This window comes from Streptomyces iranensis (assembly GCF_017874715.1).
Lineage (GTDB): Bacteria > Actinomycetota > Actinomycetes > Streptomycetales > Streptomycetaceae > Streptomyces > Streptomyces iranensis.
Genome location: NZ_JAGGLR010000002.1, coordinates 150,734 through 164,255 on the forward strand (window position 1 = coordinate 150,734; position 13,522 = coordinate 164,255).

The following is a 13,522-nucleotide window of genomic DNA, read 5'->3' on the forward strand; positions in this document are numbered from 1 at the left end:
TCCGTGGTCTCAGGAAGGGACGGTAAGTACCCGTAGCAGATTCTCCACGGCCGCACGGGTGGCGCGCTCCACACTCTCCTTGGTGTACCCACCGATATGGGGTGTGGTGATCACTCGCGGGTGGTGGAACAGCTCCTGGGGCTCCGGCGGCTCCTGGTCGTACACATCGGTGGCGTACCCGCTGAGCCGGCCGTCCTCGAGGGCGTCGAGGACCGCGCCGTCGTCCACCAGGCTCGCGCGGGCGGTGTTGACCAGATGGGCGCCGGGCCGCATGGCCGCGACGGCGGCCTTGTCGATGAGTGGCCGCTCGGCGGGCGGGCAGTGCAGGGTCACCGCGTCCGCGCGGGCGAGCAGATCGTCCATCGTGGTGTACGAGAAGTCCCCGGCGGGGGTGAACTCCGGGTCGGGGAACGCGTCGAAGGCGCGTACGGACATGCCGAGCCCGAGGCCGAGCCGGACCACCCTGCGGCCGATCTGCCCGCACCCGACGACCCCGAGGGTGCGCCCCGCCACCTCCCGGCCCTGGATCCGCTGCCACCGGTCGGCCTTGAGCGCCGTGTCCTGCGGCGGGATGTGGCGCAGCCCGGCGAGCATGAGCGCGATGGCGAGTTCGGCGACGCCCTGGGCGTTGGCCCCGGCGGCGGTCTCGACGGCCACCCCCTGCTCGGCCGCGGCGGTCAGGTCGACGGAGTCGACTCCGACGCCGTTGCGGCTGATGACCTTGAGGCCGGGGGCCGCGGCCAGCACCTCGCGGGTGATCGGCTCGACCCCGGCGAGATAGCCCACGCACGAGGGCAGGAACCGCAGCTGCTCCTCGCGGGTGGGCTGGCGGCCGGGGGTGGGGAACAGCACGTCGTAGCCCGCCGCCTCCAGGGCGGCCAGCGCGGGGTGGCCGCCCTGGGACAGCGAGCGTGGCGTCACGGCGATCCGGTCGGTCACTGCGCCCACTTCGGGTTGTCCACGACCGCCGGGACGCCGTCGCGCTCCACCACGATCTTGCGGAACCCCTTGGACTCGATGGTGCCGTAGTCGTGTCCGGCGTGGCCGGGGAAGGCGAAGAAGGTGATCAGCGGCTCGTCCAGCGAGGTGTTGATGGAGCGGTGGGCGTACCGGCCGGGGACGTAGACGCCCTGGCCGGGGGTGAATTCCTGCCACTGCACATCGCCCTCGGGGTTCTCCATCATCATCAGGCCCTGGCCGCGCAGGCAGTAGTAGATCTCGGCGGTGTCGAGCACGGAGTGGAAGTGGCCCTTGGTCATGAAGTACTCGTCACCGACCTTGCCCGGGTAGGTGATGCTGGTGCCGTAGGCCACCTCCCCGGAGCTCTGGGGGACGCCCATGTCGAAGAACTCGTAGACCAGGACGTCCTCTTCGGCCAGGCGCTCCGCGGCCTTCTGGTCGGCGTACATCCCGGCCATGGCGGACATGCGGCGCTGGAGCGGCTTCTTGGTCCGGGAGAGCCCGGTGACGAGGCTGAAGTCGGTGACGACGGCCGGGCGGGGGGCGGTGGTGCTCATGCGTGCTCCTTGGTGACGTCGCGGGCGATGCGGGACAGCCGCTCGAAGACGGGGCCGTGGGTGGGGATGTCGATGTGGAAGACCTCGGCGATGACCCGGGTCCAGCCGTGGATGAAGTACAGCCAGCCGTCCACGACGCTCAGCCCGGAGGCGTCCTCCTGGGCCCGTGCCTGGTCCAGGAAGACCAGGTCGCCGCGGTAGTTGAAGTCCCAGGCGATGGCGTCGGCGGGGAACCGGGCGGCGTCGGTGAGCGGGGATCCCGGCCGGTCCTTGCCGAGTCCGGTGGCGTTGACCACGACGGAGCCGGGGGAGAGTTTCCGCAGCTGTGCGTCGTTGTCGCTCGGCTCGGGGGCCAGCTGGTAGTCGATGGGGATGGCGAAGCCGAGGCGTTCGTGGACGGTGCGCATCTCGCGCAGCCGGGCCTCGCGGCGGTTGGTGACCACGATGCGGGAGGGAACGTCGCCACCTGCCGCCTTGCGGTTGTGGAGGTACAGGGTGAGGGCGAGGGAGGAGCCGCCCGCACCGAGCAGCAGCAGCTCGCCCCCGGTACGGGACCAGTAGCCGTCGGGCACGATGGCCTCCAGGGCCAGGCCGCTGGTGACGGGGTCCATGGCGTGGCCCCACAGCTGGTCGCCGCGCTTGGAGACGCTGCTGACCTCGTCCAGCAGCTCGGTTTCGTGGCCGACGCCGTCGAAGAGTTCGTGGGCGGCCTTGTAGAGGTTGAGCTTGTGGGTGGTGACCAGCGCGCCCAGCGAGTGCGGGTCGCGCTTGATGAAGTCCACCACCTCCCGGTAGTGCTCGGGGGTGTCGTCCAGCGGGAGGTCGATGCCCTCGATGACGGCGTCGAGGTTCAGCTCGCGCGCCCACGCCGGGAAGACCTTCATGATGGAGGACTTGGTGGTGGTGACGCCGATGAAGTACATCGTCGGGCGGGCGGCGGCGTGATACGTCCGCGGCATGTCAGTTCTCCTTCGAGGAGCCGTGCGGTGGTTCGGGCCGGGTGGGCGGCCGGGTCAGTGCTCCTCCCAGTCCCGGGCGCAGCCCACCGCCTTCTGCCAGCCCGCGTAGAGCTTGTCGGCCCGTGCGCGGTCCATCGCGCAGTCGAAGCGGCGCTCGAGCCGGAAGGTGCCGGACAGCTCCTCCCGGTCCTTCCAGAACCCGGTGGCGAGCCCGGCGAGGAAGGCCGCGCCACGGGCCGAGGACTCGATGACGGTGGGGCGCAGCACGGGGACGTCGAGGATGTCGGCCTGGAACTGCATGAGGAAGTTGTTGGCGGTGGCTCCGCCGTCGACCTTGATCTCCCGCGTGGTGAGGCCCGAGTCGGCCTCCATACAAGTGATGACGTCGCGGATCTGGTAGGCGATGGACTCCAGCGTGGCCCGGATGACGTGCTTACGGCTGGCGCCGCGGGTCAGGCCGAGGATGGCGCCCCGCGCGTACTGGTCCCAGTACGGGGCGGCCAGCCCCACGAAGGCCGGTACGACATAGACGCCGTTGGTGTCGGGGACGTTGAGGGCCGCGTACTCGGTGTCCTCGGCGTCGTAGACGATCTGGAGCTCGTCGCGCAGCCACTGGATGGAGGCGGCGGCCACGAAGATCAGCCCTTCCAGGGCGTACTCGACGCCGCCGTCCACGCCCCAGGCGATGGTGGTGAGCATGCCGCTTTCGCTGAAGACGGGGCTGTCGCCGGTGTTGAGGACCAGCGAGGCGCCGGTGCCGTACGTGGCCTTCACCGAGCCCGGGTCGAAGCACGCCTGGCCGAACAGCGCGCCCTGCTGGTCGCCGACGGCCGAGGCGACCGGGATCCGGGCGCCGAGCAGCACCGACTCATCGGTGTGGCCGTAGACCTCGCTGGTGGGACGCACCTCGGGGAGGATCTCGCGGGGGATGTCGAGCTCGTCGAGCAGCCGCTGGTCCCAGTCCAGCCGGGTGATGTCGAACAGCATGGTGCGCGAGGCGTTGGTGTAGTCGGTGACATGTGCGGCGCCGCCGGTGAGGTTCCAGATCAGCCAGGTGTCGACGGTGCCGAAGGCGAGTTCGCCGCGCTCGGCGCGCTGCCGTGCGCCGGGGACGTTGTCGAGGATCCACTTCACCTTGGTGGCGGAGAAGTAGGCGTCGATGATCAGCCCGGTGGTCCGCTTGACGTACTCCTCCAGGCCGCGGGCCTTGAGCTCCTCGCACAGCGCCGCGGTGCGGCGGTCCTGCCACACGATGGCGTGGTGCACGGGCTCTCCGGTGGCGCGGTCCCAGACCACCACCGTCTCGCGCTGGTTGGTGACGCCGATGGCGGCGATGTCCTCGGAGCCGCACTCGGCCTGGGCCAGCACCTGCTTGGCGACGGTGACCTGGGTGTTCCAGATGTCGAGCGGGTTGTGCTCGACCCAGCCGGGCTGCGGATAGATCTGCGGGAACTCCTGGCTGGCGCACGCGGCGATGTCGCCCGCCTTGTCGAAGAGGATGGCCCGGATGCTGGTGGTGCCGGCGTCGAAGGCCATGACATAGCGGTGGGTCATGGGGTCACCTGTCTTCCGCCGGGACCGCGGGGCCCGATGTGGTGGCGTGGGGGTCGCCGTCAAACGCGACCATGGCCTTCATCCCGGCCCCGGAGGCCGCGTAGGCGAAGGCATCGTGGATCTTCTCCAGTGGGAACACCTCACTGACCAGTGGTGACAGATCGACGCGGCGCTCGCCGACCAGCCGCAGACAACGGCCGTAGTCGCCGTTGGTGGAGCCGGTCGTCCCGGTCAGGGTGAGGCCCTTGTAGTGCACGGCGTTGGTGTCGAGCGGGATGGTCCGCGCGGCGCCGAGGCCGGCGAAGTAGTTGAGCCGGCCGTGCGGGGCGAGCAGTTCGGCCGCCTGCGCCTGCACCTGCGGGTCGGACACCGCCGTGATGACCACGTCCGCGCCCCGGCCGCCGGTGTGCTCGCGCACCACCTCGGCCAGGTCCTGTTCACGGACCCCGACACACACATCGGCGCCGAGCCGGGCGGCGAGGTCCAGACGGGGGCGGCTGCGGTTGGAGATGATCACCTTGCGGGCCCCGGCGAGCTTGCCGAGCAGCACATGGAACGCGCCGATGGGGCCCGCGCCGGTGATGACCACGACGTCCTCGGGGCCGACCCGGAGCCCGCGCTGCCCGCTGTAGCAGCAGGAGAACGGCTCCACCAGGGCCGCCTCGGCGTACGAGACGCCCTCGGGGATCTCGAAGACGTTGCCGCGCTGGACGGCGAAGCCGGGCACCCGCAGCAGCTCCTGGAAGCCGCCGTCGATGCTGATGCCGAACGCCTCGTAGTCCGGACACATGTTGTTGTAGCCGTGACGGCACATGTCGCAGCGGCCGCAGCCCACGTTCGGGGTGACGGTGACCCGCATGCCCGGCTGGAACGCGGTCACCCGCGGCCCGGCCGCCACCACGTCCCCCGCCACCTCATGGCCCAGCACCCGGTGCTGCCCGTCGCGGATCTTGAAGTGGCCGTGCTTGAAGATGCGCAGGTCGGTGCCGCAGATGGAGGCCGCCCGGACCCGCACCAGCAGGTCGTCGCCGACGACGGTGGGCTCGGCAACGTCCTCGACCGCCAGCTCCCCCGGCCGGCGCAGCACGGCGGCCCTCATGACGCACCTCCGACGACACCGGGCCGGATGAGCTCGGTCTGGGCCTCGTCGGCGACCGCGAAGACGACCTTGTTGTACCAGGTGCGGCGCTCCAGCATGTCGGCGAACATCGCCGGTGCCTCCTCCAGGCTCGGGGTGTGGCTGATGAGTGGCGCCACCTTCAGATCGCGGCCCAGGTGGTGGACCACCATGTCCCATTCGCTGCGCCCGGCCGGGGTGATCCTGGAGTTCCAGGTGCCGTAGACGCGCAGCTCACGGCGGAGAATCGAGGAGACCAGGGCGCGCGGCAGGGTCAGGTCACCGGAGATGTCGCCCAGGAGCATCACCTGGCCGAGCGGGGCCGCCGCGGTGATGGCCTGGACGAGGGTGGCGGGCAGACCGCTCGCCTCCACCGCGCAGTCCACGCCCCGGCCGCCGGTCAGCTCCCGGACCGTGTCCACCGTGTCCCCGGCGGACGCGTCGATGACCGGGAAGCCGAGACCGGCCATGACGGCGCGCTTGCGCTCGTCCACATCGGCCACGTACACCTCGCTGACGCCCAGGATGCGCAGCCACTGGGCGGCCAGCGCCCCGATGGGCCCCGCCCCGATCACCAGCGCGGTGGCGTGGGCGGGCAGCTGGAACTTCAGCATGGCGTGCAGGGCGACCGCGGCGGGCTCCACCATGGCGGCGTGCACCAGCGGCACGTCCCGCGCCACCGGCACCAGATTGGCCTCGGGCACATGGAGGTACTCGGCCATGGCGCCGTCGCGCCGCGACCCGTAGTAGTCGTAGCCGGAGCCGACGGCGTACTCGCCGATCTGGGTCATCGGGTCCGCCGGATCGGGCAGGAGGGGGAAGACCGCGGCGCGGTCCCCGGGGCGGAAGCGGCTTCCCTCCGGCGCCTCCTCGACCACGGCGGAGAACTCGTGCCCCAGGACGAGCGGATAGTGATACGCCTTCCCGCGGCCGAACCTCAGCACGTCCGAGCCGCATACGCCCACACCGCCGACGCGGACGAGGACGGAGCGGTCGCCCACGGGAGCGGGGGCGGGGATGTCGGTGAGGGTGAGGACGCCCTCGGATTGCAGTACTGCTGCCTTCATCGCTTGGTCCGCCTCAGACTTCCATGCCGTAGCGGTGTGCCTTGTGCGTCGGGTAGAGCGCGATCTGGGGGATGGTGACGTCGGGCGTGCGGGTGGCCACGTAGAGGGACACCTCGGCGACGTTGTCGACGTCGATGCAGCTGGCGTGGATGCCCTCGGCGAGCTCCTTGTCGTCCAGCCAGCCGTCGAGGTAGGCGGGGATGTCGCCGTCGTACAGGCCCTTGTCGATGATCTCGGTCATCGGGGTCTTGACGTGGGACGGGTTGATCACCGTCACACCGATGTTCTTCTCCTTGCCCTCAAGGAGAATGTTCTTGCTGAATCCCATCATCCCGTGCTTCGAGGCGCGGTAGGGGCTGTGGCCGGGACCGGATGCCAATCGGGCCGAGGACGATCCCATATTGATGACGCGCCCGCCGGTGGGCTGCCGCTCCATGATGCGGAACGCCTCGCGGCAGCACAGGAAGACCGCGGTCAGATTGGGGCCGATGGTCTTGTTCCACTCCTCCAGCGTCACCTCGGTCACCGGGGGTGAGAGCGAGTCGCGGCCCGCGCTGTTGACGAGGAGATCGACCTGGCCCCACTCCTCCATGGCGGTCCGGAAGAAGCTCTGGACCTGCTCCTCCTCGGTGACATCGGCCTCGATGCCCACGCAGGCGCCGCCCTGGGACTGGATGGAGCCGACGACCTGCTGGAGTCGCTTGCCGTCGATGTCGACCAGGAGGACCTTGGCCCGGTTGGCCGCGAAGATCCGGCCGACGGCCTCGCCGATGCCGGAGGCGCCACCGGTGATGATGGCGACCTTGCCCTCCAGCGCGGTGCCGGGGGCGGGTTCGTAGGTGGTGGTCATGCTGTCCCTTTGGGTTTGATGGGTGGGTGTTCGGGGGTGGTCTTCAGGAGGTGGTCTTCAGGAGGTGGTCTTCAGGAGGTGGTCTTCAGGAGGTGGCCGCGGCGGCGATCTCGACCGCGCCGCGGGCGTTGCGCCCGATGGCCTCGTACTCCCCCTCCGCCAACAGCGCCGTACTGGCGATCCAGGTGCCACCGCAGGCGGCCACGTGCGGCCGGCTGAGGTAGTCGGGGAGGTTGTCCGGTGTGAGGCCGCCGGTGGGCATGAACGCCATTCCGTCGTACGGGGCCGCCATGGCGTCCAGCAGCCGCAGTCCACCCGACGCCTCGGCCGGGAAGTACTTCACCAGCGGCAGTCCCCTGGTCACGGCCGCCTCAATACCGGTGGGGCTGTTGACGCCGGGGACGACGGGGATCTTCCGCTCCAGGCAGTGGTCCACGACGTCCGGGTTGAAGCCGGGCGCCACCACGAACTGGGCTCCCGCGTCGATGGCCAGGTCCACGGTCGCGCGGTCCAGGACCGTACCGGCGCCGACCAGCAGCTCGGGGTGGCGAGCCCGCAGGGTGGCGATCCCGTCCCGGGCGGCCGGGGTGCGGAAGGTGATCTCGGCGACCGGCAGACCCGCCCCGAGCAGCGTCTCGCCGAGCGGGTCGGCGTGGCGTACATGGGGCAGGGTGACGACCGGGACGACCCGGACGCGGCGCAGTTCGCCGAGGAGTTCGGTGGGGTTCATCGGTCCTCTTTCGCGGTGGGGTCGCCCGGGGTGAGGACGTAGGCGTCGCCCACCCGCGGCACGGTCCAGGACAGTGGCGTGGCGCGGCGGCGCAGTGTGTCCCGGGCGTCCTCCGGGTCGACGGTGTTGAAGTCGAACAGGCCGAAGTGGTGGCAGAGCAGGTGCGGGATCCCGGCCGCCTCGCACAGTCCCGCCGCCTCCTGGACGGTGAAGTTGCCGGGGACGCCGTTCTCGGTGCGGTGGCGGTCGCGCCCGTTCACGGGCAGCAGCGCCACGTCGGCGCGGAGTGTGCGCAAGCGCTCGGGCTGCCCGTCGTACGGGACGCAGTCGCCGGAGTGGTAGACGCGGACACCGCCGACCGTGAGCACATAGCCGAGGAAGCGATGGTCCCCGTTCTCGTCCTGTTCGAGGTGTTCATGGGCGGCCGGGACCGGTTCGACGGTGATTCCGCCGTCCAGTTCCACGCGCTCACCCGCGGTGGTCCCGGTCAGCCGGGTGGCGGGTACGCCACGCTCCAGGGCCCGCGCCCGCTCGGCGCGCGGGACGACGAAGCGCGGGTCGTTGTGCGGGAGCAGGGCCCGGATGGTGCCCGGGTCCATGTGATCGGTGTGTCCATGGGTGCACAGCACCGCGTCCACCCCGCGGATGGCCTCCGGTGCCACCGGGGCGGGGTGCATCCGGCGGTGCGGGAAGAGCTTGCCGCGGTACTTCTCGGCGAGGGTGTCCGAGAGGTACGGGTCGATCAGGATCAGCCCGCCCCGGTGGCGCAGGGCGAATCCGGCCTGCCCGAGCCACCAGAGCGTCACGTCGTCCGGTCCGGCCTCCGGCGGGGCGGCGAAGGTGCCGGTGAGAGGGGTGCCGGGCACGGGGCGCACGGCGGGCCGTGTGATGTTCATGCGTGCTCCCGGTGGGTGAGGGTGGGGTCGCTGTGCGCGGTCATGGGGTGCCCGCCGGGGATCTGCCGTCGAGCTCCGCGGGGTCCAGCGCTCCGGTCATCAGGGCGACGGCATCGGGCATCGAGATGTCGGAGGTACGCACCAGGGCGACGCGCCGGCCCAGCCGCTGGACGTGGATGCGGTCGGCGACGTCGAAGACATGGGGCATGTCGTGGCTGATCAGGATGACCGGTACGCCCCGGCCGCGGATTTCGCGGATGAGGTCGAGCACCCGCTGCGATTCCCGCACCCCGAGCGCCGCCGTCGGCTCGTCCATGATGATCACCCGGCTGCCGAAGCAGGCGGCGCGTGCGACGGCGACGCCCTGGCGCTGCCCGCCGGAGAGCGTCTCCACCGGCTGGGAGAAGTTCTGAATGGTCAGCAGCCCGAGGGAGGTGAGCAGTTCCCGGGTCTCCTCGCGCATCCCCTTCTTGTCCAGCAGCCGGAAGACGCTGCCGAGCGGACCGGACCTGCGGCGCTCACGGCCGAGGAAGAGGTTGGCGGGAATGTCCCGGGAGGGCGCGACGGCCAGGTTCTGGTAGACCGTCTCCAGTCCGTGGTCCCGCGCGTCCAGGGGGTTGCGGAACCGCACCGGCTCCCCGAAGAGGCGGATCTCCCCGGCGTCGGGGACCTCCGCCCCGGAGAGGCACTTGATGAGCGTCGACTTGCCGGCGCCGTTGTCGCCGATGACGGCGAGGACCTCACCGGCGCGCAGCTCCACATCGGCCCCGCCGAGGGCGGTGACATGTCCGTAGCGCTTGACCAGGCCGCGCGCCTGGAGGGCGAGTTCGTCGGTGGTGGTGTCCCGGGAATTCATGCGGCCACCTTCCGGATCCACTGGTCGGCGGCGACGGCCACGATCACCAGGACACCCACGGTGAAGACCTGCCACAGGGCGTCCACCCCGGACAGGGCGAGCCCGCTGCTGAACACGCCCACGATGAGGGAGCCCAGCAGGGTGCCGAGGACATGGCCACGGCCGCCGAAGAGGCTGGTGCCGCCGATGACGACGGCGGTGATGGACTGGAGGTTGAGGTTCTCACCGGCCTGCGGGCTGACCGAGCCGATCCGCCCGATGAGGAACCACGCGGCGAGACCGCAGATCAGCCCCGCCACCACATACACACTGAGCAGCACCCGGCCGGTGCGGATCCCGCTGAGGCGGGCCCCCTCGCGGTTGTCGCCCACCGCGTGCAGATGGGCGCCCCACGCGGTGCCCCGCAGCAGATAGGCCACCGCGGCGAAGCAGCCGATCATCATCAGCGAGCTGTAGGTGACATCGGTGCCCAGGACATTGATGGAGCGGCCCGGCCAGCTCAGCAGGGGCGGCACGTCCTGGGCCCGGATGGTCTCGCTCCGCGAGTAGAAGAGGGTGAGGGCGGAGAAGACGCTGAGGGTGCCGAGCGTGGCGATGAACGGCGGAATGCGGAACCGGGTGACCAGCACACCGTTGAGTCCGCCGCAGACTCCGCCGACGACGACACCGAGCAGCAGGGCCAGGGGCACCGGCAGACCGTGGTCCACCGCCAGCTTGCCCATCACCACGGAGGCGAGCACGGTGATGGCCCCGACCGACAGATCGATGCCCGCGGTCAGCACGATCAGCGTCTGGGCGATGCCGACCATGCCGATGATCTGCACCTGCTGGACGATCAGCGAGATATTGAGCGGATCGCTGAACCGGGACCCCACCCACACGCTGAAGAACAGCGAGGCGAGGAGCAGCACGATGAGCGGGCCGAGCAGCGGCTTGGTGTGCAGGGCCGACTGTCCGCGGGCGAGCGCTCCGCGCTCCCGCGGCCGTGTGGTGGGAGGGTCTGCGGCGGTTGGGGGGACGGTGTCGTGCGCCACGGTCAACTCCTGGAAACGGTAAGGGTTATGTGGATGTGCCGGACGTCCGCCGGGTCGGCCCCGGCGGTGGTGCGCGGGGCTAGCCCCAGCAGTGGCGCAGGCCCCAGTCCGACTTCTGCGAATCCAGACCGGATACGGGGGTGTCCGTGATGAGGGAGACTCCGGTGTTGGTGAAGCCCTGCCCGGAAGAGCCGGAGTCCTTGCCGCCGTCCTTGGCGTGCGCGACCACGGCGGCCAGGCCATCGGCCGCCATCTTCACGGGGAACTGCATCGAGGTCGCGCCGATGACGCCGCCGGCCACGTTCTTGACGCCGGGACAGCCGCCGTCGACGGAGACGATGGTGACGTCCTTCTGCTTACCGGCCGCCTTGATGGCCTGATAGGCACCGGCGGCGGTGGGCTCGTTGATGGTGTAGACGAGATTGATGGAGCCGTTCTTCTGGAGCAGCTTCTCCATGGCGTCGCGCCCGCCCTCCTCGTTGGCGTCGGTCACCTCGTGGCCGACGATCCGGGAGTCGCGCTCGTCGCCGATCCGGTTCGGGTTCCGGACATCGACGCCGAAGCCATCCAGAAAGCCCTGGTCCCGCAAGACATCGACCTTGACCTGCTCGGAGCTGAGGTCCAGCAGGGCGATCTTCGGCCGCTTGCCCGCCATCCGTGCCTTGGCCCACTTGCCGATCATGCGGCCGGCCAGCCGGTTGTCGGTGGCGTAGGTGGCGTCCACCGCCGATGCCGGTTCCGTCGGCGAGTCCAGGGCGACGACCATGACACCGGCCTTCCGCGCCCGGTCGATGGCGGGGATGATCGCGCCGGAGTCGGCCGGGGTGATCAAAATGCCCTTGGCACCCGCCGCCACCAGGTTCTCGATGGCCTTGACCTGTGAGTCGTTGTCGGCCTGGCCCTTGCCGGCGAAGGTCCTCAGGTCCACGCCGAGCTGGCGGGCCTTCTTCTGGGCGCCCTCGCGCATCTTCACATAGAAGGGATTGTCGTTGGTCTTGGTGACGAGGCCGACGATGGTCTTGTCGTCACCGTGGCCGCTGATGCCGCTCCCGCATGAGGTGAGCAGCAAGGTGAGACCGATTCCCGCGGACAAGGCCGCGAGCGCTCTGTGGCGCGGCATGACGCGATCTGCCATGAGATTGCCTTTTCTCGACGTGCGGGGGGTGGCTGGGGGAAAGTGCGCCGCCCGCCGGGTGCCGGTTCGCGGCAGCGGGGACTGTCGGTGCCGACACGTTCATCGGTCGGCTCGGCCCTGATCGGGCTGGGGATGGCCGGTGGGACGTGCTCAGCGGCTCGATCCACAACGTCGCAGAGGTTTCGAGCACTGTCAATGCATCTCGAAGAAATTTCTACGACACATGCTCGACACGAACCGCTTTCCAGAATCCAAGTAGAAATTTCTTCGAATGATCTTGACTATCGCAGAAATCACTACGATGCTGGGAGGTGGCCCCCTTCCCGACGGAGTCGGCCACAACCCCCTTCCGGACCGCACAGCGAGCGCCCGGAAAGGAGTACGGAAATGACAGTGAACCCAGCGGGCGCGGTCGCCACCGTGGCCCCCTCACCATCCAACGGCCCGCCGCCGCGCCGGCGGACGGGCCCGCCCGATGTCCACACTCCGCCGCGGGGGCTGGCCCTGCGACTGGCCTCCGACCCGGCCGCCGTGGGCCGGGCCCGCCGTACCGCGGCGGGCGCCCTGCGCCGCTGGGGGGTCCCCGACACCGCCGCCGACGACATCGTCCTCATGGTGGACGAGCTGGTGACCAACGCGATCGAGCACGCCGACGGGCCCGTGTGGCTGCGGCTGCGGCTGCGCCGCGGATGCTGTGTGATCTGCCAGGTCGGGGACGGCTGCCACGAGGCACCCCGACTGCGCCCCAGCGACCCCGACGCTGAAAGCGGCCGCGGGCTGCTCCTCGTCGCCGCGCTCGCCGACACCTTCGGCACCCGTGTCACCGCCACCGGAAAGGTCATCTGGTTCCGGCGCCGCGTACGGGACGGCCGGATCCCGGCACCCCGCACCGCCCCCGCTACCGATTACTGACCAGTAGTCGCCGTGTCCGCTGAGTGATATCTTTGTTCTCGTGGCACAAGATGGTGGTCTGGCTCTCGTCCGTAAGTCCGTTGAGGTTCTCGACCTGCTCGCGGCGAGAGGCGAGGCGACGGCCGCGCAGCTCGCGGAGGAGCTGGGTGAGCCTCGCAGCTCGGTATACCGGCTGCTGTCGAGCCTCCAAGGCCTGGACATGGTGGAGGGCGGCAGCCGACGCGGCACCTTCCGCCTGGGATTCCATCTGCTCAGCCTCGGCACCGCCGTGGTGGAGCGTTTCGACGAGCGGCGCTTCGCGCAGCCGGTGATGGAGCGCCTCCACGACGAGACCGGCGAGACGGTGTACCTGTGCGTCCAGCGCGGCCGCGAGGCGGTGTGCATCGAGCGGCTGGACGGCCGGCGGGTCCAGTCCCTCGCCCTGAAGCTCGGCGGTGCGCTGCCGCTGCACGCCGGTGCGGCGTCCCGCGCCCTGCTGGCCTTCCAGGACCGCTCGGCCTGGTCGGACTACCTCGAACAGGGGCCCCTGGAGCGGTTCACCCCGTCCACCCCGGTCACGGCGGACTCGCTGGTCCCGGTGCTGGAGCAGACCTCCGACAGCGGGATCTCGGTCAGCGACCAGGACGTGACGGTCGGCGTGGCCGCGCTCGGCGTCCCGATCCTGGACTACCGGGGGCAGGTGCGTGCCGCCCTGTCCATCAGCGGGGTCCGGGAGGCCATCCTCGGCACGGACCCGGCCGGTCTGCGCGAGCGGTTGGTCGAGGCCGGCCAGGAGATTTCGCGGGCGCTGGGCTGGAAGGCCGTCACCGGCGCCGTCGCCGACTTCGGCTGACGGAAGGGACCGACGGGCCCAGAACACGGCGCCCGCCCCGGAGGAATCCCGGGGCGGGCATCT

The 13,522-nt window shown here is 70.4% G+C and carries 14 protein-coding genes; 2 read left to right on the plus strand and 12 right to left on the minus strand.

Going from position 1 to position 13,522, the window contains the following annotated elements; all coding sequences use genetic code 11:
* Positions 1-9 precede the first annotated feature (9 nt).
* The 12 genes from J2Z30_RS04255 to J2Z30_RS04310 form a co-directional block, all read right to left on the minus strand.
* Entirely contained in the window at positions 10-948 is a 939-nt protein-coding gene (locus J2Z30_RS04255; protein ID WP_209468548.1) for a phosphoglycerate dehydrogenase, read from the minus strand.
* A complete protein-coding gene (locus tag J2Z30_RS04260; RefSeq protein WP_044578928.1) occupies positions 936-1,517 on the minus strand; it encodes a glucose-6-phosphate isomerase in 582 nt (193 codons plus the stop codon). The genes J2Z30_RS04255 and J2Z30_RS04260 overlap by 13 nt, the downstream gene beginning before the upstream one ends.
* On the minus strand, positions 1,514-2,476 hold the full coding sequence (locus tag J2Z30_RS04265; protein ID WP_044578926.1) for a shikimate dehydrogenase: 963 nt from the start codon (positions 2,474-2,476) through the stop codon (positions 1,514-1,516). Before J2Z30_RS04265 ends, J2Z30_RS04260 begins: the two co-directional genes overlap by 4 nt.
* 54 nt (positions 2,477-2,530) lie before the next feature.
* A complete protein-coding gene (gene glpK, locus J2Z30_RS04270) occupies positions 2,531-4,030 on the minus strand; it encodes a glycerol kinase GlpK (protein ID WP_044578924.1) in 1,500 nt (499 codons plus the stop codon).
* 4 nt (positions 4,031-4,034) lie between these two features.
* Positions 4,035-5,129 carry a zinc-dependent dehydrogenase gene (locus tag J2Z30_RS04275; protein ID WP_044578922.1) on the minus strand — a complete coding sequence of 365 codons (1,095 nt, stop codon included), beginning with the start codon at positions 5,127-5,129 and terminating at the stop codon, positions 4,035-4,037.
* Entirely contained in the window at positions 5,126-6,214 is a 1,089-nt protein-coding gene (locus tag J2Z30_RS04280) for a galactitol-1-phosphate 5-dehydrogenase (protein WP_044578921.1), read from the minus strand. The genes J2Z30_RS04275 and J2Z30_RS04280 overlap by 4 nt, the downstream gene beginning before the upstream one ends.
* Positions 6,215-6,227: 13 nt before the next feature.
* The gene (locus J2Z30_RS04285) at positions 6,228-7,064 is read right to left on the minus strand and encodes an SDR family oxidoreductase (RefSeq protein WP_020873341.1); all 837 of its coding nucleotides are present in this window, start codon (positions 7,062-7,064) and stop codon (positions 6,228-6,230) included.
* 85 nt (positions 7,065-7,149) lie between these two features.
* On the minus strand, positions 7,150-7,794 hold the full coding sequence (gene eda, locus J2Z30_RS04290; RefSeq protein ID WP_044578919.1) for a bifunctional 4-hydroxy-2-oxoglutarate aldolase/2-dehydro-3-deoxy-phosphogluconate aldolase: 645 nt from the start codon (positions 7,792-7,794) through the stop codon (positions 7,150-7,152).
* A complete protein-coding gene (locus tag J2Z30_RS04295) occupies positions 7,791-8,690 on the minus strand; it encodes an MBL fold metallo-hydrolase (protein WP_044578917.1) in 900 nt (299 codons plus the stop codon). Before J2Z30_RS04295 ends, eda begins: the two co-directional genes overlap by 4 nt.
* A 40-nt stretch (positions 8,691-8,730) precedes the next feature.
* Positions 8,731-9,546 (minus strand): ATP-binding cassette domain-containing protein, encoded by an 816-nt coding sequence (locus J2Z30_RS04300; protein WP_044578916.1) that lies wholly within the window; start codon positions 9,544-9,546, stop codon positions 8,731-8,733.
* Entirely contained in the window at positions 9,543-10,580 is a 1,038-nt protein-coding gene (locus J2Z30_RS04305) for an ABC transporter permease (protein ID WP_044578914.1), read from the minus strand. Before J2Z30_RS04305 ends, J2Z30_RS04300 begins: the two co-directional genes overlap by 4 nt.
* 79 nt (positions 10,581-10,659) lie before the next feature.
* On the minus strand, positions 10,660-11,715 hold the full coding sequence (locus J2Z30_RS04310; RefSeq protein WP_044578912.1) for a substrate-binding domain-containing protein: 1,056 nt from the start codon (positions 11,713-11,715) through the stop codon (positions 10,660-10,662).
* A gap of 387 nt (positions 11,716-12,102) precedes the next feature.
* Between J2Z30_RS04310 and J2Z30_RS04315 the strand changes: the two genes are divergently transcribed.
* The gene (locus J2Z30_RS04315; RefSeq protein ID WP_052701734.1) at positions 12,103-12,627 is read left to right on the plus strand and encodes an ATP-binding protein; all 525 of its coding nucleotides are present in this window, start codon (positions 12,103-12,105) and stop codon (positions 12,625-12,627) included.
* A 40-nt stretch (positions 12,628-12,667) separates the two neighbouring features.
* Entirely contained in the window at positions 12,668-13,459 is a 792-nt protein-coding gene (locus J2Z30_RS04320) for an IclR family transcriptional regulator (RefSeq protein WP_020873334.1), read from the plus strand.
* The last annotated feature ends 63 nt before the right edge of the window (positions 13,460-13,522 follow it).